This window comes from Arthrobacter sp. UYEF36 (genome assembly GCF_040547025.1).
GTDB lineage: Bacteria > Actinomycetota > Actinomycetes > Actinomycetales > Micrococcaceae > Arthrobacter.
Map to the genome: position 1 here is coordinate 101,031 of NZ_JBEPOX010000013.1, position 19,429 is coordinate 120,459.

At 61.7% G+C, this 19,429-nt stretch carries 22 protein-coding genes and 1 pseudogene; 11 read left to right on the top strand and 12 right to left on the bottom strand.

What is annotated here, in order from left to right:
• Positions 1-350: 350 nt before the first annotated feature.
• Positions 351-1,457: an ATP-binding protein gene (locus tag ABIB29_RS17640; RefSeq protein ID WP_354174106.1), complete on the bottom strand. Its 1,107-nt coding sequence runs from the start codon at positions 1,455-1,457 to the stop codon at positions 351-353.
• 387 nt (positions 1,458-1,844) lie between these two features.
• Between ABIB29_RS17640 and ABIB29_RS17645 the strand changes: the two genes are divergently transcribed.
• Complete coding sequence (locus ABIB29_RS17645; RefSeq protein WP_354174107.1) at positions 1,845-2,066, top strand: hypothetical protein; 222 nt, start codon at positions 1,845-1,847, stop codon at positions 2,064-2,066.
• A gap of 233 nt (positions 2,067-2,299) precedes the next feature.
• A complete protein-coding gene (locus tag ABIB29_RS17650; protein WP_354174108.1) occupies positions 2,300-2,602 on the top strand; it encodes a DUF4193 domain-containing protein in 303 nt (100 codons plus the stop codon).
• A 72-nt stretch (positions 2,603-2,674) separates the two neighbouring features.
• Here ABIB29_RS17650 and ABIB29_RS17655 read toward each other — a convergent pair whose 3' ends face one another.
• Together ABIB29_RS17655 and ABIB29_RS17660 are read right to left on the bottom strand one after the other, a co-directional pair.
• On the bottom strand, positions 2,675-3,388 hold the full coding sequence (locus tag ABIB29_RS17655) for a hypothetical protein (RefSeq protein ID WP_354174109.1): 714 nt from the start codon (positions 3,386-3,388) through the stop codon (positions 2,675-2,677).
• A 346-nt stretch (positions 3,389-3,734) separates the two neighbouring features.
• Positions 3,735-4,415, bottom strand: coding sequence for a hypothetical protein (locus ABIB29_RS17660; protein ID WP_354174110.1), 681 nt, complete (start codon positions 4,413-4,415; stop codon positions 3,735-3,737).
• 517 nt (positions 4,416-4,932) lie between these two features.
• On the opposite strand from ABIB29_RS17660, the pseudogene ABIB29_RS19995 reads away from it, so the two are divergent.
• Together ABIB29_RS19995 and ABIB29_RS17670 are read left to right on the top strand one after the other, a co-directional pair.
• Positions 4,933-5,112 (top strand): annotated as a pseudogene (locus tag ABIB29_RS19995) (IS1595 family transposase); the annotation flags it as partial.
• A gap of 438 nt (positions 5,113-5,550) precedes the next feature.
• Positions 5,551-7,320, top strand: coding sequence for an alpha/beta fold hydrolase (locus ABIB29_RS17670; RefSeq protein ID WP_354174111.1), 1,770 nt, complete (start codon positions 5,551-5,553; stop codon positions 7,318-7,320).
• 316 nt (positions 7,321-7,636) lie between these two features.
• Here ABIB29_RS17670 and ABIB29_RS17675 read toward each other — a convergent pair whose 3' ends face one another.
• Both ABIB29_RS17675 and ABIB29_RS17680 read right to left on the bottom strand, forming a co-directional pair.
• On the bottom strand, positions 7,637-8,077 hold the full coding sequence (locus tag ABIB29_RS17675; RefSeq protein WP_354174112.1) for a hypothetical protein: 441 nt from the start codon (positions 8,075-8,077) through the stop codon (positions 7,637-7,639).
• A 5-nt stretch (positions 8,078-8,082) separates the two neighbouring features.
• Positions 8,083-8,241 carry a hypothetical protein gene (locus ABIB29_RS17680; RefSeq protein WP_354174113.1) on the bottom strand — a complete coding sequence of 53 codons (159 nt, stop codon included), beginning with the start codon at positions 8,239-8,241 and terminating at the stop codon, positions 8,083-8,085.
• 322 nt (positions 8,242-8,563) lie between these two features.
• Between ABIB29_RS17680 and ABIB29_RS17685 the strand changes: the two genes are divergently transcribed.
• The 3 genes from ABIB29_RS17685 (at position 8,564) to ABIB29_RS17695 (ending at position 11,700) form a co-directional block, all read left to right on the top strand.
• Entirely contained in the window at positions 8,564-9,118 is a 555-nt protein-coding gene (locus ABIB29_RS17685) for a DUF4365 domain-containing protein (RefSeq protein ID WP_354174114.1), read from the top strand.
• Entirely contained in the window at positions 9,118-10,314 is a 1,197-nt protein-coding gene (locus ABIB29_RS17690) for a hypothetical protein (RefSeq protein WP_354174115.1), read from the top strand. The genes ABIB29_RS17685 and ABIB29_RS17690 overlap by 1 nt, the downstream gene beginning before the upstream one ends.
• Before the next feature lie 309 nt (positions 10,315-10,623).
• Positions 10,624-11,700, top strand: coding sequence for a DUF4062 domain-containing protein (locus ABIB29_RS17695; RefSeq protein WP_354174116.1), 1,077 nt, complete (start codon positions 10,624-10,626; stop codon positions 11,698-11,700).
• 181 nt (positions 11,701-11,881) lie between these two features.
• On the opposite strand, the gene ABIB29_RS17700 is transcribed toward ABIB29_RS17695, so the two are convergent.
• Positions 11,882-12,214 carry a hypothetical protein gene (locus ABIB29_RS17700; RefSeq protein ID WP_354174117.1) on the bottom strand — a complete coding sequence of 111 codons (333 nt, stop codon included), beginning with the start codon at positions 12,212-12,214 and terminating at the stop codon, positions 11,882-11,884.
• A 372-nt stretch (positions 12,215-12,586) separates the two neighbouring features.
• Here ABIB29_RS17700 and ABIB29_RS17705 point away from each other — a divergent pair, with 372 nt between their 5' ends.
• Genes ABIB29_RS17705 through ABIB29_RS17720 form a run of 4 tightly spaced genes read left to right on the top strand, consistent with a single transcriptional unit; the run spans position 12,587 to position 15,533 of the window.
• Complete coding sequence (locus ABIB29_RS17705) at positions 12,587-13,540, top strand: tyrosine-type recombinase/integrase (protein WP_354174118.1); 954 nt, start codon at positions 12,587-12,589, stop codon at positions 13,538-13,540.
• A complete protein-coding gene (locus tag ABIB29_RS17710) occupies positions 13,537-13,710 on the top strand; it encodes a hypothetical protein (RefSeq protein ID WP_354174119.1) in 174 nt (57 codons plus the stop codon). The genes ABIB29_RS17705 and ABIB29_RS17710 overlap by 4 nt, the downstream gene beginning before the upstream one ends.
• Positions 13,703-14,056: a helix-turn-helix domain-containing protein gene (locus ABIB29_RS17715; protein ID WP_354174120.1), complete on the top strand. Its 354-nt coding sequence runs from the start codon at positions 13,703-13,705 to the stop codon at positions 14,054-14,056. Before ABIB29_RS17710 ends, ABIB29_RS17715 begins: the two co-directional genes overlap by 8 nt.
• The gene (locus ABIB29_RS17720; protein ID WP_354174121.1) at positions 14,049-15,533 is read left to right on the top strand and encodes a Fis family transcriptional regulator; all 1,485 of its coding nucleotides are present in this window, start codon (positions 14,049-14,051) and stop codon (positions 15,531-15,533) included. Before ABIB29_RS17715 ends, ABIB29_RS17720 begins: the two co-directional genes overlap by 8 nt.
• 40 nt (positions 15,534-15,573) lie before the next feature.
• On the opposite strand, the gene ABIB29_RS17725 is transcribed toward ABIB29_RS17720, so the two are convergent.
• The 6 genes from ABIB29_RS17725 to ABIB29_RS17750 all read right to left on the bottom strand — a co-directional run bounded on the left by ABIB29_RS17725 (position 15,574) and on the right by ABIB29_RS17750 (position 19,278).
• Positions 15,574-16,086, bottom strand: a complete 513-nt coding sequence (locus ABIB29_RS17725; protein ID WP_354174122.1) for a hypothetical protein — start codon at positions 16,084-16,086, stop codon at positions 15,574-15,576.
• A 231-nt stretch (positions 16,087-16,317) separates the two neighbouring features.
• The gene (locus ABIB29_RS17730; protein ID WP_354174123.1) at positions 16,318-17,025 is read right to left on the bottom strand and encodes an aminotransferase-like domain-containing protein; all 708 of its coding nucleotides are present in this window, start codon (positions 17,023-17,025) and stop codon (positions 16,318-16,320) included.
• A complete protein-coding gene (locus ABIB29_RS17735) occupies positions 16,910-17,287 on the bottom strand; it encodes an aminotransferase class I/II-fold pyridoxal phosphate-dependent enzyme (protein WP_354174149.1) in 378 nt (125 codons plus the stop codon). The genes ABIB29_RS17730 and ABIB29_RS17735 overlap by 116 nt, the downstream gene beginning before the upstream one ends.
• Before the next feature lie 214 nt (positions 17,288-17,501).
• The gene (locus ABIB29_RS17740; RefSeq protein WP_354174124.1) at positions 17,502-17,660 is read right to left on the bottom strand and encodes a hypothetical protein; all 159 of its coding nucleotides are present in this window, start codon (positions 17,658-17,660) and stop codon (positions 17,502-17,504) included.
• Between the two features lie 71 nt (positions 17,661-17,731).
• A complete protein-coding gene (locus tag ABIB29_RS17745) occupies positions 17,732-18,082 on the bottom strand; it encodes a hypothetical protein (protein WP_354174125.1) in 351 nt (116 codons plus the stop codon).
• A 257-nt stretch (positions 18,083-18,339) separates the two neighbouring features.
• Positions 18,340-19,278: an endonuclease/exonuclease/phosphatase family protein gene (locus ABIB29_RS17750; RefSeq protein ID WP_354174126.1), complete on the bottom strand. Its 939-nt coding sequence runs from the start codon at positions 19,276-19,278 to the stop codon at positions 18,340-18,342.
• Positions 19,279-19,429: the final 151 nt, after the last annotated feature.

Consider the following 19,429-nt stretch of genomic DNA (forward strand, 5'->3'; position numbering starts at 1 on the left):
ACGGACTGTTCAAGGACACGAACCTGCATGTGGACGACCACCGGCCGGCACGGCCCGGCCCACCGGCGATGACAACAAACGACTCAAAGACCAGGGCGAAGAGACGGAGAGCGGATCAGTAGCCGAGTACGGCTCCGCCGGCCATCACCAGGCGTTCGCCGAATCCCTCGCAGGCACTGCCAGCGAGGAACGCGTCCAGGGAAGACTCGCAGCAGCACGCAGTGAAGGAACCCGCCCCAGCACAGCACTCGCCCCCGGCAAAGCCCCGACCAAGGCGCGGAAGTCGAACCCCGGAGTAGCGCTCGGGGCGCAGAAATCCAGGAGCGGCCCAGCCGCTATGGCTGCAGGTTCTACAGCGGATTCTTTCGCAGGTACTGGCCAAGGCCGGGTATGGCGAATGCGACTTTGCCGTGGCCGGTGGACTCGATGAGTCCTGCCGCCAACAGACGGGTGCGGTACTTGGCGACGAGCGTCGGTCGGGAGCCGGTCCGCTGGACGATATCGCCGACGGTTGAGGGGCCCTCGTCCACTGCCATGGCGTGCAAGAACTCCAGGTCTTTCGCCGACGCGGTGGCGAGAGCGGCTTCAATCACCACGCGTTCGTTGCGGCGTATGGCAGCTGCTATTGCGCGGTCGACCGTGGCGGATGAGAGGGAACCGTCATGGTTTTCGGCTTCCCTCCACAGGAAGTAGCCGACCAGCTGAATGAGGAAAGGGTACCCGCCGGTAGCGACGGCTGCCTGGTGTATCAGCTCCGGTGCGACGGTGATCCCGGCGGCGCCGAATGTTTCCGTGAACGATTTTTCGACATCGCGTATCGCAGCGGCATGCAGGTCTGTCTTGTCAGCCCGGCGAAGGAACGTCGCGACGCCCTCGTTCAGGAGGTCCGACACCGCAGAGGGAAGGCCGGCGAAGATCAGTGAGATGGGCAGCCGGTCCTGAATGAAATGTTGGACGTTCGCGGCCAACTGGGACAGTTCTGCCCGGTCGGCGGCATGGATCTCGTCCACGGTGATCAGGAGTCCAGTTTTTCGATCGTCCAACAGCCTGAGGAGGTTCTCCCCAAGTTCCCGCCAATCGACTTGTCGTTCCGGCGAAAGTTGAGACGTGACGCCAAACCCCGCAACGGTAACCCCCGTGACACGTCGTCGGGGGTCGGGCCCGTCACCGAGCTCGTCTGCCAGCCGACGCATCTTCTCGCCTATCCGACCCATAAAGGCTCCGGTGGCGGTCTCCGAAACCACCGCCCACCCGTGTTCCCTGGCCAGATCATGGGCGGCTCCCAGCATGACGGTCTTGCCGATCCCGCGCGCGCCGGTGAAGATGGACAGCAGGCCGGGGGCTCCGGAGCCCAGTTGAAGGCCGTACTCGAACTCGTCAAGCAGTCCCGCCCGGCCTATAACCTCGGGCGGGGTAGCTCCGGCAGTTGGGCGGAACGGATTTTCCACGGAAAACATGAAGCCAGCCTAACAGGTGAATGTGGGTGAATTTGGTGAATTTAGACCGAAGGGTGAATTTGGTTAACTGCGCTCCTTAATCCTGTGACGTTCGGATCCTGTGAGACGCTGCAGCGATTGCCGACCGCACGTGAGATCGTTCCGGACCGGCCCTGACGACGCACAGCAGCTGCCCCTCCCTGCGGGGAAGATGCTCGCATACGCCCGGTGTTTCCACCTTTCACGAGAGACCCAGCGAAGAAAAAAAGACAGTCATGATTTGCCCGGACACGTCCGCGCCGCCTCTGCACCACAGCGGCCATCAAACGTGCCGACCACCGACCACCCGGACGCAGTCCGCCTGAACGCCTGAGACGGGAAGAGCTTGAACGAGAAAGGAACAACATCGTGACCGGATCCGACGCCACTGGCGACTGGCCAGGACGGCTGCCACCTGAGGTCCAAGCCTTGGTCCTGGAGACGGTGGAAATGATCCAGGAACTCGACGACACCGGCCTGCACGAGATGACCCCGCTGTTCTATCAACACGGATATGAGCAATTAAGGATGTCGCTCCGGGATCTGCTCACAGTCCTCGGCCACAACCCCGACCTGACACCCTTGGAGTAGGTCTCCGGGTTCGTCGCTGGTGACAAAAACTCAGGATCATCGCCATTCCTCCCGCTGCTGCTGGCCGTCCAAGGCCGCCCGAACCGGGCGAACGGCGATTCCACCTCAGGGAATGCCCAACGACCGAAACGTCATATCAAGGCGGTGCCGCGCCCCGCGGCAGGGGACCAGCGAGGCAATGGTGTAGGTTGCATTTCCGTCAGATAAGAACTTCAGAGAAGAGAAACACGGCAGTGGCAACCGATTACGACGAAGTACGTTCCGACGTCAAGGAATCACAGGAGCGATCCCTTGAGGCGCTGCAATCCGCGAACGCCCCGGACGCCAGAAGCGTCGTCCGCGACCTGGATGAGGCCGACGCGCTGGATGACGCGATGACCCCGGGCGGAGAGTTCGTCGCCGAGGAACTGACCGTCCAGGTGATTCCCCAGGCCGGGGACGAATTCACCTGCTACTCCTGCTTCCTGGTGAGGCACCGTTCCCAGCTCGCACGCGAAAAGAACGGCCACTCGTACTGCATCGAATGTGAAGACTAAAGCGCCGCCCCTCCCGCTACGGAATCAGCGTGAACCAGGCGGACTTCAAGACATTTGGAACGGGGGAGTGGGTCAGCGGGCGTAAGGGGTCACTTGGCCGTCTTCGTTGAAAGGTTCGAACCAGTATTCCAGTGCCATGGGTGCCAGGCGGAGCTGCCGGGTCAATCCTTCGTCGTGCTGGAATCCGTCGAGACTCCGGTCGTAAAGCAAGTCGCTGTCGGTGTCTTCGAGGAGCCGGTCGGTCAGTGTGCTCCGCCAGTGCGGGTCAAGGTCCAGGTCATAGGTGTCTGCGGTGATCTCGATCTGATCCAGGAGGCACCGGACGGCGAGTTCCTCGGCCACGCAACTGGGAGAGCTCCAGCCGCTGGTGAGTTTTAGGGTCATGTCAGCGGCCACCACCAGGAATCGCTGGGCGAAGAGTCCGTTGTATTTTTCCGCGTACTGCGGTGGCAGGCCCGAGAGAATCCAGGTGTCGTTGATGTCCTCGCGCGTGATCGACTCCTTTCCATGCAGCGTGTGAACGTCCTGGAACAGCTGATCGATGAGAACTACGGAGGCGTGCCAGATGGCCCCGGCCAGAAGACGTGCCCGGCTCAAACTCCGCCGGCGGTCCTTCGCCGAAATCCCAGCCATCCATTCCATCGTTTCGGAATCGATACCGGCCAGGTCCTCGTCGGAGAAATCCCGGGGATCCGGAACGTAGCCGAGGTCTTCCAAGCTCAGACCTTGCAGACGATCGGCGTCGGCGTCCAGCTCAGCAAGAATCAGCTCTCGCTCCTTGTCCATGCAGCAGATGCTATCGCGACCGCCGGTGCAATACTCGCCTCAACGGGATCCGGTGAGCCTCCGTTGGAAGCCTGTCGTGTTCGCACCGGCAGCGGTTAACCGAACCCGTCGGGTGCGGTCCGGCGGGAGCTTCCTGTCCTCCGGCGGCCCCGTGGCGGCGATCGGACATGGCTCAGTATCCGGGGTTCGGCCAACAGCGAAGCTACGGTTTACTGGTGCGTATACAGCGCTGTCAGCGGGACGTGGGAGCGGGAAGCCCGGACGGGGATGACGCTGTTGTGACTCAGCGTGGACGTTGGCCCGCGGCCATCAGCCGGCCGGTCCTGACATTCGGTTCCGGATCAGCTCACCGTGATGCGATCGAGGCCACCGCGCCGACAAACGTCGGCAAGAGGGCCAGCGACGCCAGAAGGAGCATGCCGCGCCCCGCCCACAGGGCGGCCCGCGGATGCCGCGAACGGGTGGCAGGAACGACCTTGGACCAGGCCAGCACGAGCAGCGCGCCGAGTCCAAGCACGATCCCGGCCGGCGGGAAAAGAATCGCCGCCAGCAGCGGCAGATACGACTTCCAGGTCGTTCTGCTTAAGGGGAGGAGACGGTCACTGACCGTCCCGGCCACTGCCACGACGAGCGCACCGTGGAACACTGCGAGGGCTGCGAAGAGGACGACGGTCAGCCACCCGGGTTCGACAATATCGAAGTCAATATTCTCTGGCCGCAGCGGCTCCACGGAAGCTCCGAAGACCAGCAGAAGCACGACGCCCAGCGCCGGACCCGCCCACCTGCCTTCGGGCAGCCACCGGCGGATCAGCATGTAGATAAATGCTGCTGCGAAGCCCGCCGGGAGACCCGCGAAGATCAACAAAACCAGCGTGCCCCCGACCGTGGGGAGACCCACGATCGCCTGAGCCTCGGTAAGCCTTCCCTGCGCCGACGCCGGTGATGTGAGGGCCAGGATGCGCATCACAAGCCGTCCGCCGGGCCACGCAACCAGGAACGCGGACGCGACTGCGGCTACAGTCGCCACGTTCGCCCACCACAAGTACCGGCGGAATACCGAGGCAGGGGTCTCCGGTCCGGTGGCAGGCCGCGCCAAGGCGGCCGGTAGCCGCACAGGACGGTGTCCAAAGCCAATGACCAGTCCCGCGCCGATGACCAGCAGTAAGGTGCAGCCCGCCACAATCATCCAAGACACGACGCCATCACCACCCAGAAACCGGTGCACTCATTGTGGCCTGCAGGCCGCCCGTTTCCCAGACCGGCGGGAGGCAGCTGCAGACATGACTGCCTACGCCGAAATGACCGGTTCGTTGGCGTCCCGGTGTCCGGACCCGGCATCGCAGTAACTAGTCCAGGGTGGACGAGGGGCTTGAGGACCAATGCTCGGGAAAGTCACGCTAAGCCGGTGGGGCCAGGCAGTAGGGGTGCTCGCGGAGGTTTTCTATGAGTCATCGCGATTTCTATAAATGGGGGTTCCACTTCAGTGACGTTAGTTGACCGGGCTTTTGTGGCGCTCCCGCCATGGAAGCGGCCTCGGACCAGCCGGCGCACCTGTTCCTTCCTGGGTGCACCGGCTGATCTCCCTGCTCAAGCGCGTGGCCCATCTGGACGAGTTCGTGTTTCGCTTCAACCGTCGCCGCTCGACTGAACGGGGCCTCTTGTTCTTCCGCCTCCTTGAAGCCGCCGTTGCCGGCGCCACGGCCTCTTACGACGACCTCGCCAACATCGACCGCAAGCCACTGTCCGCACCCATGCCGCCTTCAACCACACACCAACTACCGCGCACATTGACCGGCCCACCAGCCCAACGACCTTGGCGAACCAAAAATCCCTTGATCCGGCAGTTACATGGGTAGCCAATTAAGTAAAGACATACCGGTCAGAACGACCGTCAAACACGAGGGGCCAGGATGGACGCAGCAGCAACGGTCGATCTCCGCGACGACGAGCAGGCCAGGAGGACCGGTCAACGGATCGTGCGGACGCAAGCCGTGCTCCGTTTCGGCGGACGCGACGAGACGGGCGGCGCGCGCCAGCCGCATCCGCGAAGGGTGGCCACGAGGATGCGGACAGCGGCCGGAATCGTCATCGGTTGCGGCCTTGTCCTCGGGGCTTCCGCGTGCGTACCCCCGTCGGGCCAGCGCGACGCCGGGGCGACATCGGTGGCGCCCCAGACCAAACCCGTCCAGGAGGACTTCGCCCGGATGGTCGACATCGGCGGGGGCCGCCAGATCTGGGCGACCTGCAAGGGACAGGGGTCGCCGACGGTGGTCCTCCTCTCCGGCCATGGGAACGGCGCCGAGGACTGGTCGCTCATCCTCGACCCCAACGACCCGGTGCACCAGACCCCGCTCGACGACGTCTCCGCCGGGCTCGGCAAGCTCGTGACGAGCGACGCCGCCGTGTTCCCATCGGTCGCCCGAACGACCCGGGTCTGCACCTATGACCGCTCAGACATCCGCTTCACCGGCGAAGTGACCACGCCGAGGCCACAGCCGCACACGGTCGACCTCGATGTCAGCGATCTCCACTCGCTGCTCGCGGCGATCGGAGAACGAGGGCCTTACGTGTTCGTCTCGCACTCCTACGGCGGCTTGATCTCGACCCTCTACGCCCGCACCTACCCCGAGAGCATCGCTGGCCTGGTGATGGTCGACACCGTCAGCGAAGTGATGCAGGACCTGGTCACCCCGGGCGCGCTCGACTGGTGGGACCAAGTCAACGCGGCGACCAACGACGTGGTGCGTGAGGGGGTCATGATCAAGGACGCCTTCGCCCAGATCAATGCCGCGGGGACGATGCCGAAGGTGCCCTCCATCGTCCTCGTGGCCGACAAGCCGTTCCATGAGATCCCGCCGGAAACGCTCCAAGGCGAGCACACGACATTCACCGACTGGCTGGCCATGGTCAACAAGCTGGGCGCCAACCTCGGTGCGAAGACGATCACCAAGACCAACAGCGGCCACAACATCTACCTCTACAACCCGAAGCTCGTCATCGACTCGATCGACGAAATCGTCGACGACGTGCGCACGACCAGCACCGCGAGCACACCACAAGCGACCGATCCGGCTGCGCGCCCAACGGCGGCCGGCCAGGAGGACATCGCCGGCACCTTCGACATCGGCGGCCGGAAGATGTACATGCAGTGCACGGGGCACGGCTCACCCACTGTGATCCTGATCTCGGGTGGAGGGATCGCCGCCGACCTGTGGGACAGCCCACTCGGCAAACAGCCCACCGTGTACCCCACCATCGCCAAGACGACGCGGGTGTGCGCCTACGACCGGCCCGGGACGACGCGGGCGAGGGCGGAGGGAGGGATCAGCCGGAGTGACTCCGTCCCCCAGCCGGTCACCCCGTCAAGCTCGGTTGCCGATCTGCACGCGCTGCTCGCGGCGGCCGGCGAGACCGGGCCATTCGTGCTCGCCGCCCACTCCTACGGCGGGCTGGTCGCTCGCCTCTTCGCCCACCAGCACCCGACCGAGGTGGCCGGCATGGCGCTCGTCGACAGCTTCTCGCCCGAGCTCCGCGAAGCCATGGCCGATCTCTGGCCGTCGTGGATCGCCTGGAACACCACCCCCGCCGCCATCGTCAAGGACTACCCGGACTACGAGCGGGTCGACTTCGACAAGGCCCTGGACGAGTTCGTGGCCAACAGGACCATTCCGCCGATGCCCCTCGTCGTGCTCACCGCCGACAAGCCCTACCCGGCACCGACGCAACCCGGCATCCCCGCCAACATCAACATCGTGACCCGCGAAGCCCAAGACGTCTCCCAACGTCAGGTCGCCCAGCTCGTCCCCGGCGCCGAGCACATCACGAAGACCGACAGCGGCCACGACATCATGCTCGAGAACCCCGTGCTCGTATCCGACGCCATCGTCGACGTCATCACCGCCGTCCGCAACGGCCGCACCAGCATCAACTGACGGCCACACCCTTCAACACCTGGCGTCCATCGACACAGCCGGCGACCTTCGCTTCGCATCAGCACCCCCTGCACAGAAGATGAGATACGCCGTCTGGAGCCTTACGTAACGGCCACTATCGGTGGCTGGGCACGGGGGAACATTCGGGTTTGTTCTGCAGGGCTCAGGCCGATGAACCGTGTCTGGTCAGTCGACTGGCACGGCGTTAAAAGGCGGGCGATAAGCCGGGAAGTCTGCAACTTCGGTTTATCGCCTGCCTATCACCATCTTCTGGTCACGTGCTCGGCCCGCGCTCAACTGGCCGCCCAAGGCTCGCTCAGGGGACAGCTTTGTACCAGAATTCGTCGGAGTGGGCGAAAAGATTGGTACCGATGACGTCAATTTGTCCACGGACGAAGAACAGCCCTTTTAGCCTCTCAGGTCCGAGAATCTCATGGACGGCGTCACCATAGCTGGCCCAGGACACCCATGTGGCGAAGTTGTCATAGCGGAACGGTTCGTTGTCCCAGTGAACGTCCTTTGTCGGCAATGTGTAGGCGCGGTTTCCCGAGGCGATGAACCAGCGGTAGTCGGGATCCAGCCTGGGAGTTACCATCTGAAAGACAGCGTCGTACGAGAGCCCCGCCTTCACTAGGTCGCTGGAGGTCTGTACCCTCATGACGATCGAAAACGGATCGGACGAGTCGAAATATGACTTGGGAGTCCACACGTCTGCAGGGTCCGCTGCATAAGCCGCTGGTATCTGAACGAATGCCATATCGCTTACTTTTCGCTCTGCGGAGACAGTGAACCTGGCGCTTCCTCGACGTCCCGCTTCGGTTTAACTGGCCCATCATCAAAGTCCACGCGCTGCATCTTGACAGCCTCGGTATAGCTCAGCTCGGCCTTCGGATCGGGTTTCGGTGCCGATGAATTTGTCATCAGACTTCCCTTTCGATTCTGGAATCGTTTTGTTCCACGTCGGGAACAGTACGGAAGACAGATCCTGCTTAAGGGTGGCGGAAGCGCTTCGTTCCCTGATGGTTTCGCGACCGTCTCACTATCGGTCGTGGGTGTCAATAGGTCGACGGTCAGCGGCTTACGGCAAGCGTCGATCCATGCCTCCCGCACAATGAGAACCGCGTATGGAAAAAGGAAGACACCCGGTGCCATCCATCCCGAGCTGGTCGCACAGCCGGCGTCAAGTGGTCCGAAGTGAATCCATGCTTTAATCGCCCAACAGCAACATTCAATTGGGGGACACATGGCATCGGCGCCGACTCACACCGTGCCTGACGGGTCCATTCCGCTGAGCGCGATGAAAGAGGAAGTCAGCCGGGCGTACGTACACCTGGTGGCATCCGCAGCCGGCCTGACGCTGAGCGATTGGCGTACGGACTACGACGGCATAGACGTCACACTTCGCTCGAAGGTGGACTACAGCGAAGCGGGCGGCTGTTTGGGCCCTCAAGTCGATATACAGCTGAAGTGTTCTGGCCAGGAGCGAGTCGTTCACGATGACCATATTTCTTGGAGTCTCGAAGTAAGGACGCTTCGTTACCTCCGCGACCCGAACCGCTTCAGCCTTGGTGTTTTCTGCGTCATGATCGTCGACGACGACAATCCTGGATTATGGCTGCGCCATGACACGGATGGCCTGCTGGCAAGAAGCCAAATGTATTGGGTAAAGGGCGAAGACTTGCCGGAACCAAAGTTGAATCAGCTCAAACAGACTGTTCACGTTCCCAGAGACAACCTGTTCACCGCTGGGAACGCCCTCCTGCTTGTTGAGGAATCTAGTCGCAGGACGTGGGGATAATGAGCGCCAAGTATGGGCAGCTCGGAGACTACTCTGAAATCCTGAACCCCGAAAACTTGGCACAATTCCTGGCGACACAGAATTGGACCTGCCAGATTGATCGTCCTACAGGACAACTCTGGACGCGAGGGCCTGCCGGAAGCGATCGTCCCGTCAGCGTACTTCTTCCGAAGGACCGCTCCTTTGCGGACTTCGATCGACGTCTTCACGACGCGCTGGATACGCTCACGACAACTTATGACTGGCATGTGGCTACATTGGCGGAACAAATCTCGATGGTTCACGCCGATCTCTTTTTTGTGCGTGTGGACCAATCCATGACTGATGGGACGATACCCCTGCGCCAAGCATCAAGGCTCTTGGAGAACATCGATCAGTTGATTAGAAGTGCGGCGATCGCTACCCACAACCCGCATCATTCGGGTGCCGGCAGAGCCCCGCGCGTTGTAAATGACTTCCTGAACGAAGACGTCCGCATGGGTCACACCAAACGCGGTAGTTTCATCATCACAGTGGCCGCCAAGTTGGACACTCCCCAGCGCCGGGAGAGGCTGAAGCCGAACGTGTCCAGGGAAATGTCAGAGGTGGACCAGGTAGGGAGCTTTACTCGCCAGGTCATGACGACACTCTCGAAAACTCTTGACGCTACTCGACGACATGTTGAGCGGAAAGGAGACTTTGTAGAGCTCGAAAGCGCAATACAGACCGGACTGCGACTACCAATGGTGGAGGCTCTCAGAGGTATGGGCAAGGCCGAGGGTCTCAAGAGCCTCGTCATGAGCTTTGAGTGGGCAGCCTCCGAGCCGGTGAAGGAAGTCCTTCCCGAGAGAATTCAGCTAGGCCGCCACGAATTGGACGAGCTATCCGCGGTAGAGCAGAAACTGAGACGCCAAATTGTGCCTACTTTGGAAACCCTTGTCGGTCCAGTCGTCGAGCTGAAGCGCTCTGAGGAACGACCCGGGAGCGACCAAGAGGGTGAAGTAGTAGTTCGGGCCGACGTTGAGGGACGGGACCGACGAATTACCGTTCCGTTGTTCGGCCGTCAATACGATTGGGCAATTCGGGCTCACCGAGCACGCTTGCCCCTGACGGTGACGGGCGTTTTAGCGAAGGAAGGCCGCTCGTGGAGGCTCGAAGATGCCAGCGCGGATACGGAGATTCTCGAACTCTATTTCCGGGACCGAAGCGACAAGTAAGAACCAGTGAACGGCAAACTGGTTACCACACCTGACCAAACGTCGGGTGCCGGCTCGCAGCGGATGACAGCGAAACTTGCGGCTAAGGCCCGTTGTCAGAGACCTCGGTTATGCTGCCGCCAATAGAACCGACAGGCCTGCGCGAAAGTTTTGGGGTGATGGCCTGGCAGTCCCCCTTGGGTCTGGATAGCAGCGGTGGCGACCGCAGCCGGGACAAGGCGGAATTTCGGGGTAGCTGACTGTGATCCATGCGGTTCTTGATGGATATGATGCGATTTGCAGGTGGTAGCTGAACTGAAAGCTGGGGAAATGGATAAGCGGGAACAGGTCTTCGTTAGTTCGACCTTCGTCGATTTGCGAGACGAGCGCGAGAAGGTAATTCAAGGTCTGTTAGAAGCAGACTGCTTCCCCGCGGGTATGGAGCTCTTTCCAGCCACGAATGACGAAAAATGGGAACTGATCCAGGGTGTCATTGACGATTCGGACTACTACCTCCTTATTTTGGGCGGCCGATACGGATCTGAGGACGACGAGACGCAGTTGAGCTACACCGAGATGGAGTTCGATTACGCAGTGAAACAGGGTAAGCCTGTCATGTCCTTCGTCCACGGGGCCCCGGACAGTATTCCTGTAGGGAACACAGACAAAGACAGCAAGAAGGCCGCAAAGCTGGACGCCTTCCGCGACAAAGTCCAAAAAAAGATGGTCAAGCCGTGGACCGCTGCCGATCAACTGCCCGGCTACGTGGCGCAAGCACTCATGAAGACGAGGAAGTCCTACCCTGCCGTTGGGTGGGTGCGTGGCGATCAAGCCATGACGCCGGAGATGAGGGCCGAAATGGCTGAACTTCGAGCCAGAATCGCCGAGCTGGAAGCAGCCAAAGCACCAGCGATCGGACCAATTTACGCGGACTTGGCGGGCGGCGAGGACAGAGTTGAGTACGAGTTCCGGCTGACGTATAGGTCGGCTGAGGGCAGTCATCAGGCGACTGAGTACGTCGACACGGTGACGTGGGACCAGATCTTCACGGCTTTGGGGCCCAGACTCCTCCACGAAACGACGGAGGGGGACATGAACTCGACGCTTAGAGCCGCGCTGGTGAAACTTGCCGAGGATGAGCTCACGCCGGAGTCCGTTCCAGACGACTTCGAATCCCTGCGGCATATAGAGCTCATTAACACGGGTTTGACAGACAAAGCACGAATTCAGCTGATGGCCCTCGGGCTGATAGAGCGTGGGACACAGAAGCGAACCATCAGTGACAAGGGAAGGTACTGGAAGCTCACACAAGTGGGGGAAGACAGACTCATGCAAATGAAGGCAGTCCGCACGCAAGACAAGACTTCCGATTTTCCAGTGTCCAGAGAAAAGGCAAGGATTCTTTAACTCATCATCACGGTATGAATCCATCCGCATTGCCGTCCGCTGAAGGCCGCCAGGGTACAGCGGAATCAGACGATTCTTTGATCGCAGCGGCGCAACCCACCTTGAACGCCATGGAGCACCCAGGGAGAGGGTCTAAATGATTCATCAGATGAGGTACGCAGAGGTCGGTGCCGCTGTTTGGTCAGGCCGCCTCGGTAGTCATTGCTCCCAGAGGCGCGGCTATGCCCGGGGTGAGGATGCTCAGCCTGTAGTCGGACTGGAGCGGATGGACATGGGCAGGGAGATGGTGGGACCGCGAGCAGGTCCGGAGTTCTTCCAACGCGTCGGGCTCGATCCGGGCCCGGGCCCGGGTCATGTCGAGCTCGAGGGTCATGCCCGCGGTGAGCGAGTTGGCGCGCTTCATCACGTCATATAGGCCGCGGACGCTTTTAGAAGTGACATGGCCCTGGGTGGCAACTAGGGTCTTGGCGCAGTCGAGGTCCACCCGGATCAGTACTTGAAGCTTGTCTGTCACGAAATTTCTCCGCTCTAAGTCGGGCGCCACGACGCTGTGGCACCCCGGACAACCATAGACGCAATGTGATCCAAGCAACATAATCGCCGAGGTCGGCCTCTTGCCTTGCCCCAGGCCGAGGGAGGGTCGACGCGGAGCGAAAAGTTGCCTCAGGCAATTAGCTTTACATAAGATCCGTTATCGGCGTTAAAACAACGGGAGTAGAAGTAGCTGCGAGAACTCCCGTTCCTTGACGAAATCGGCGTTTCCGCTGGTCAGGCCCCCTTGCGGCGATGACTGCATTCGGACGCCGGAACACGAGTTTGCTCCTGGATTGCTTGCCCCTGTAGTTTTCCTGCATCTAATGCATGTTTCCATGGTTTAGGGGTTGCAGTGAGTGGTGTCGTGCCGGGTTTCGTCCCGCGAATGCTGGTGGATCCGGCTGTTGGGCTGTTCAGGGCCGACGAGCGGGTTTTCACTGCCATGCTGGATGGCTGGCGGGCACAGATGCTGGCCCGTGGGCTCACGACGCAGACCATCAAGCAGCGCACCCAGTTGCTGGAACGGTTCCAGCAGTTCACAGGTGAGTTTCCGTGGCAATGGCGGCCGGCAGACGTCGATGATTTCCTGGCCGGACTACGTTCCGGTAAGAAGCCGATCAGCCTGAAGACGCTGCGCTCGTATAGCAATGCCGTGGCGATGTTCTGCTCCTACCTGACGCATCCTGGCTACGGCTGGGGTGAGTTCTGCGAACGAACTTTCGGCGATATTCCCAGCCAGATCTGCTTTGAATGGAACACGCCCAGGCACACCACCGATGACGCCGTCCCGGCAGCGCGGCGGGCGTTCACCAAGGCGGAACTGCAACGGATTTTCGATCACATCGACGATCTTGTCGACCGTGAATATGCTGCGGGAACCAGGCGCTGGCTGCCCCTGTTCCGTGATTCGGTGGCGTTCAAAGTCTGTTATGCCTACGGGCTTCGCCGCCGGGAAATGACCATGCTGGATCTGGAGGACTTCGGCCCGAATCCCCACGTCAGCGACTATGGCCGGTTTGGCGCCATCCAGGTGCGGTTCGCCAAAGGCACTGCAGGTTCAGGGCCAAGGCGGCGCACCGTTCTGACCGTCCCGGAATTCGACTGGGTCGTCGATCAACTGAGGACGTGGACATCCGGAGGTATGCGGGCGAATTTCGCGACAGCGGACCGGTCATCGGCGATGTGGCCAAGCGAACGGGGAGCCCGGATGTCCCTTGGTTCCTTCGGTGATGCCTTCGCAGCTGCACGGGACGCCGTTGGACTGCCCAAGGAACTGGGCTGCACTGCCTCAGGCATTCCTACGTGACCCATTTGATCGAAGCCGGCTACGACCCGGCGTTCGTGCAGACTCAGGTTGGCCACTCGTACGCCTCGACGACGGGCCTTTACACATCGGTATCGTCGGACTTCAAGCAGAAAACCGTGCAGCACATGATCGCACGCCGCATCACGACCCTGGAGGAACCAGATGCCTGAACAGCGCCGGATCGGCTACCGCTGGAACCTGCGTGCCCTCATGGCCAAGCGCAACCTCTGGAAGACCACCGAACTGATGCCCATCCTGAGGTCCCGCGGAATCAACCTCTCCGAAAGCCAGGTCTACCGGCTGGTCACGGCCACGCCGGAACGCATCCCGGCCAGGACGTTCGCGGCACTCTGCGACATCCTGGACTGCACCCCGAACGACCTGTTCGAACCATTCATTGAGATGCGGGCCGCGGCGACAGCCAACGCACCGCAGCGCAGCGAAGACCTCGGAATCCAACCAGGTAACCCGATCGCCAAGCGCATCCGACTCGTCACACCCGAGAACGGTGAGTAGACCACGCAAAGCAGAGGACCCCATCCGCTGGCCGGTCCCCTGCAACCGCTGCAGCCAGCACCACCAAACCGTCGCACGATGGCCCGACGGCGGAGTCTGCGGCTACTGCTACCAGCAAGCCAAACGCACCCGAGGAATCTGCGCCTGCGGACACGAAGGAGTCCTGCCCGGCCTCATCGATAACCAACCCGCGTGCCGTCGATGCTCAGGCATCCGACTCAACATCGACTGCCGGACCTGCGGAGCCGAGGACGAACTTCACAGCGGCGGGCGCTGCTGGACCTGCGTCCTCGGCAATGTCGTAGATGACCTGCTCACCGATCCGGCCACCGGATCCATCGCCGACGATCTGATCCCGCTTGCGGCCGCGCTGAAGTCAATGAAACGGGCCAACAGCGGCATGACCTGGATCCGCCAAAAGCACGTCACCGCGTTCCTCCGCAACCTCGCGGTCGCACCAAAGATCACCCACGAAACCTTCGACGAACTGCCCGACCCACGCACCCGCGAATACGTCCGCGGACTCCTCACCGAACACCGGGTGCTCCCCCAACGCGACGAACTCCGGATCCGCTACGACAGATGGGCCGCACAAGCCCTCGAACGCGTGAAAGATCCTCAGCACCTTGACGTGATCCGCCGCTACACCCGCTGGCACCACCAACGACGAATGAACCACATGGACGAAGTCACCCGCGGCACCTTCCTACGCGCCAAACAGGAAGTCACCGTCGCCATCGACCTCCTCAACTGGCTCACCAGACATGACCTCAAACTGCCCGAGCTGCAGCAATCCCACCTCGACGTATGGCAATCCGAGGGCCCGACAACGCGGCGCATCGCCGAGCGCTTCCTCAAATGGGCCATCAAAACCAAGGCCGCCCCAGCCGGGCTCACCATCGTTCCGCACCGCCGCGGCACCAGCCCAAGACTCGCCAAGCCCGGACAGGACGAAGCACTCAAACGAGTCCTCCACGAAAACGGACTCGAAGCACGTGACAGGGCCGCCGCGATCCTCATCCTCGTCTTCGGACAACAGGCCGAAAACATCGCACGACTCACTTGGAACGACGTGACCATCACCGAAGAACTGGTCACCATCCAGCTCGGGAGCACCCAGATCGCACTGCCCGACCCCTTGGACAAGCCCTGGCGGGAACTCGCTGCAAATCCAGGCCATAACTTGACCGCCGCGCACCCCAGCACCAACTGGGTGTTCCGCGGAGCCTCGCCCGGACGTCACATCCACCCCGGGCACCTCACAACGCGGCTCAGCAAGCTGTTCAGCACCCGGGCCGCGCGACTGGGAACACTCCACGAACTCACCAAACTCGCACCCGTGGCCATCATCGCCGAAACGCTCGGCTACTCCTCCACCACCATCGAGCGTCATGCCGTAGATTCGGCATCCGCTTACGCCCAATACATCGCAGCAGCCAAAACTTCCCGGCAACAAACTCCACTCCCGGCCAGCTGAAGCCGTTACATTCCCCGCGAGGGTGCACCAAGTCCAGGTGTCACGCCGGGCCGGCTTCAGGGAGGCGTCCTCGACGCGCAGTAAAGAATGCCAGCGCCCCCACGAGTGCACCCGCTAGGGAAATAGCGGTGGCGATCGCGTAGGCATCAGGCGAGAACTGGCTAAGGCCAAACGCGAAGGGCAACCAAATGACCGCCCACTGGACTACATCCACGAGCCCGCCCCAGCGCCGTCCGCGCGTTAAGCCCACAAGCGCAATGACGGAGAGTCCTGCTATTCCAAGGCCTCCAGCCATGCCGATGAAGAACCCGCGCGTTACGTCATTGTCAGGCCCGACTGGGTACGCGGCGATCACCTCCTGCAACCACAACTGCATCCAGACAACCAGGCCAAGCCCTCCGATGATCATCAGAACAGTAACGACCTGAGCTACACAGAGGACTACAATAGCGACCGGCGCGCGGCGCACCTGACCCCGATGCGCATCGGCTTCCCCGCGTCCCCACTCCCCCATCCGACCAGCCTGCACGCAATTGATGAAGTTGTCACCCATCCTCGGAAGGCAGGTGCTCGCGGCGACGGAGGTGAAGGCCACCACCACCGTGGACACAGCGAATCTGGCTGGCGATGGCGAAGCGGCATGAGCCGACCGGCGCGGACTGATGGCGAGCACGCTACTCCCGTCCCATGAATACCCGCGCATGCCAGTTAAATAGGTGACGGGTGCCTGCAAAAAGGGGGGGTGTTCTTGCCATCTTTTTCCTGGGCGATACGTATTTTCCTGTTACGTCGGCTCAAACTTTAGGAGGCTTTCCAGAACGTTGAGGGCTTGGGTCAGTTGGAGATCGGTGACGGCTCCGTAGCCTATGACCAGGCCGTTCATGGGTCTGCGGTCGATGTAATACCCAGCCAGAGGTATCACTCGGACGCCCTCTTTCAATGCCTTCGCCGCCACTTCTGCTGCATCGGGTCTTTCGAAACGGATGACCGCGTGCAGTCCTCCATCGAGGGCCGAAAGCTCCAGATCCCCCCGGGACCCGAGCCGGTCCTTGAGCAGGGAACGGCGGTGTGAATACTCCCGCCGGGCGCGGGTAATGTGTCGGGAGAACCCGCCTCCTTGGATGTAATGGGCAAGAGCTGACTGCAGCACTCCTGCTACCGGGGTATCCATGTCCTCGCGTACTGCTTTGAGCCGGGCACCGGCATCGCCCCGTACCACCAGGTATCCGCAGCGCAACCAGGGGCTCAGGTTTTTCGAGAAGGTGCCCAAAAGCACCACGTCACCATTCGCGGGCAGCGAAGCGACGGCAGGAAGGGGCATTCTGCTGTGGCGGAATTCGCTGTCGTAGTCATCCTCCAAAACCAGCACCCCATGTTTAGCTGCCCATTTCAGCAGGTCCAGCCGCTCCTGAACAGCCATCCTGCCCCCCAGCGGGTACTGGTGGCTGGGCGTGATGAGGACCGCGTCTGGTATCTCCTTCAGGTCCGCCAAGCTGTGAACTTCGCATGCCATTTTCGTCCACTGGGACGCTGAGCAGCTGTGCACCGGCGGCTCTCATGACCCGCCGGGCTGTTGGGTAGCCGGGATCTTCAACCAGGATGCGCGGATGATCTGCCTGGCTGCGGAGCATGGCCACGATCAGGTGCAGCGCATCGCTGGTGCCGCCGGTGATGATGACGTCCTCGGGGTCAGCGGAAAGTCCCCGGGACACTGCCAGGTGTTGTGCGCAGGCTAAGTCCCCGCCGCCGCCCACACCCAGGGACAAATCTCATCGGTTATCCACCGCTACTGCTGCTCCGGGAGCTAATCCAAGGGCTCCCAATATCCAGCCGTGGATAACCCGAATTGACCCCAACTGTAGACGGAACAGAGCCACCCGGCGCAGCTTGTCCGAGCCTCGCCAGGTTGACGGAATATCGTTATCGGCGTTCAAAATGGTGGCGGACATGGGGGATTAATCCTGTCCTTCAGCGCACGAATGGCGGGACGCAGGCGTCGTTGAACGGTTCGAACCAGTCCTGGACTTTCATCGGCGCAAGGCCCAGCTGCAGGTTCAGCTCGATGTCTCCTTCGAAGCCGTCCATGGCGTTCTGGTAGAGCATCTCACTGTCCGTGTCTTCGAGCATGTGTTTCAAGCAGGCCCCGCCAGCCGCCTGCAAGATCAAGGATATACAGGTCCCGGATGACCTCGACCTGATCAAAAAGACAGCGGAGCACCAGTTCCTGCGCGACGCAGGAGGGGCGGGTCCTGCGCGACGCAGGAGGGGCGGGTACAGCCGCGGATCAGCGCCCCGGTCATGTCCGCCGCGATGACGAGAAACTGTTGAGCGAACCGGAGGTCGAATTTGTCAGCGCTCCTGGGTGGCAGCCCGGACAGGACGAGGGTGTTGGCTATATCCTCCCGATCAACCCGGTCAAGGTTCCGCAAGCCTGCGAGATCCTCGAAAAGCTGGTTTATCAGGACTGCGGAGGCCTCCCATAAGGCGCCGGCCAGGAGCTTTGCCTGGAACAAGCTTCTGTCGCGCCGCTCGGGGGTGATTGAATTCATCCATTCGAGGTCATCAGCGTCCAAGTGGCTCCGCTGTTCGACAGTCAGATCCTCCAGGCGCGGTTCGAAACCCGACTGCTCCACGGTCAGGCCCGTAAGCCCCTCTCCGACGTGCGGCGCGTGCTCGACAAATTCTCTTCCCGGGCCATGGCCCGATGTTACCGCCTTACCTCCGGCAGCCGCGGCACACGGACTTGCCTGACTCGACGCCGCTGCCTTCTTTCTGGCCCGATCTCACCCGCGCCCCCTGTGTCTGTTCAGTCCAGCAGGAATTCGCACCAGAGCGGGTAATGGTCCGAGATCCGCCAGGACACCTCACTGCGGCCCAGCCCAGGGAAAACATGTGGGATGAAGTCAAAGGACCCCGCCCGTTGCCCGTACGTCAGGCCCTGCAGCAAAGAGGTGCCGTCCGGTTTGGAGAACCAGGCGATCTGGTCGTAGAAGTGCCGGTCGTTGTCATTGTCGAAAATCGTCCGCGGGACCTTGTCCAGTTCCGTCGGCGGCCACAGGCCTTTGGAGATGAACGCCTCATACAGCGGATCACCGACCCGGTCCAGGTTGAAGTCCCCGAGCACCATGAGGTTGGAGTTCCAGTCGTTGGGCTGGACCGCCCAGTCACGCATCCATTGGGCGAAGGCGGTGATCTCGGGGAGCCGTTCCCCTGGGGACTTGCCCCAGAGCACATGCACGGACGCCAGGGTGAACTCGACCCCGGCCCGGCTGAAGCTGGCGGTGTACGGGGTGCGGGCAAACTGGCGGGCCGGGTCATTCTCAATCGGCGGCAGCACGATCTCCCCAACCAGGCCCGAGGGCTGGACCCGCCCCGTGTCATAGAGGAAGGCGAGCCGTTCACCGTTGCCGGCAGAGCCTTCAGTCACGTCAGAGACGATGACCTGCCACTGCGGGCCGAGGGCGACCAGCAGATGCTTGAGGGCTTTGGGGTTGCGGCGGGATTCCTGGACGGCGACGACGTCGAACCGGGAAATCACCGCCGCCAGGCACGCGATGGCGTGCCAATCCCGTTTGGGTGAGTCTTTTGGTCCGGCGATCCACTTGTCGGCCAGGTCCCCGAGAGCCCTGATGTTCCAGGTACCGACCAGCAGATTTGTCTCTGTCCGGGCAGGGACTGCCGAATCCAGGGCCAACCGCAGCCGGTCCAGGTCTTCGGTCACTGCCGCGGGCGGCTGCTCAATCATGCCTCCATAGAAGCAGACGGGCTCGGTGATGCGCGCAGACACACCGACGGCGGCGGGGACAGCCATTGAGCAGCCAGGCCCTCTTACGGGCTCCTCTTCACGTTGGTTCTGCCGCTCTTCGGCGGGCATTTTGAAAACCGGGCTCCCCACA

What these genes read in the sequence shown, in the direction of transcription:
- ABIB29_RS17680 (WP_354174113.1), bottom strand. Translation starts at nt 8,241, where the DNA reads ATGACAAATTCATCGGCACCGAAACCCGATCCGAAGGCCGAGCTGAGC.
- ABIB29_RS17685 (WP_354174114.1), top strand. Translation starts at nt 8,564, where the DNA reads ATGGCATCGGCGCCGACTCACACCGTGCCTGACGGGTCCATTCCGCTG.
- ABIB29_RS17725 (WP_354174122.1), bottom strand. Translation starts at nt 16,086, where the DNA reads ATGGGTGACAACTTCATCAATTGCGTGCAGGCTGGTCGGATGGGGGAG.
- ABIB29_RS17740 (WP_354174124.1), bottom strand. Translation starts at nt 17,660, where the DNA reads ATGCTCGAAGACACGGACAGTGAGATGCTCTACCAGAACGCCATGGAC.
- ABIB29_RS17750 (WP_354174126.1), bottom strand. Translation starts at nt 19,278, where the DNA reads ATGATTGAGCAGCCGCCCGCGGCAGTGACCGAAGACCTGGACCGGCTG.
- ABIB29_RS17715 (WP_354174120.1), top strand. Translation starts at nt 13,703, where the DNA reads ATGCCTGAACAGCGCCGGATCGGCTACCGCTGGAACCTGCGTGCCCTC.
- ABIB29_RS17675 (WP_354174112.1), bottom strand. Translation starts at nt 8,077, where the DNA reads ATGGCATTCGTTCAGATACCAGCGGCTTATGCAGCGGACCCTGCAGAC.
- ABIB29_RS17745 (WP_354174125.1), bottom strand. Translation starts at nt 18,082, where the DNA reads ATGAATTCAATCACCCCCGAGCGGCGCGACAGAAGCTTGTTCCAGGCA.
- ABIB29_RS17695 (WP_354174116.1), top strand. Translation starts at nt 10,624, where the DNA reads ATGGATAAGCGGGAACAGGTCTTCGTTAGTTCGACCTTCGTCGATTTG.
- ABIB29_RS17655 (WP_354174109.1), bottom strand. Translation starts at nt 3,388, where the DNA reads ATGGACAAGGAGCGAGAGCTGATTCTTGCTGAGCTGGACGCCGACGCC.
- ABIB29_RS17690 (WP_354174115.1), top strand. Translation starts at nt 9,118, where the DNA reads ATGAGCGCCAAGTATGGGCAGCTCGGAGACTACTCTGAAATCCTGAAC.
- ABIB29_RS17640 (WP_354174106.1), bottom strand. Translation starts at nt 1,457, where the DNA reads ATGTTTTCCGTGGAAAATCCGTTCCGCCCAACTGCCGGAGCTACCCCG.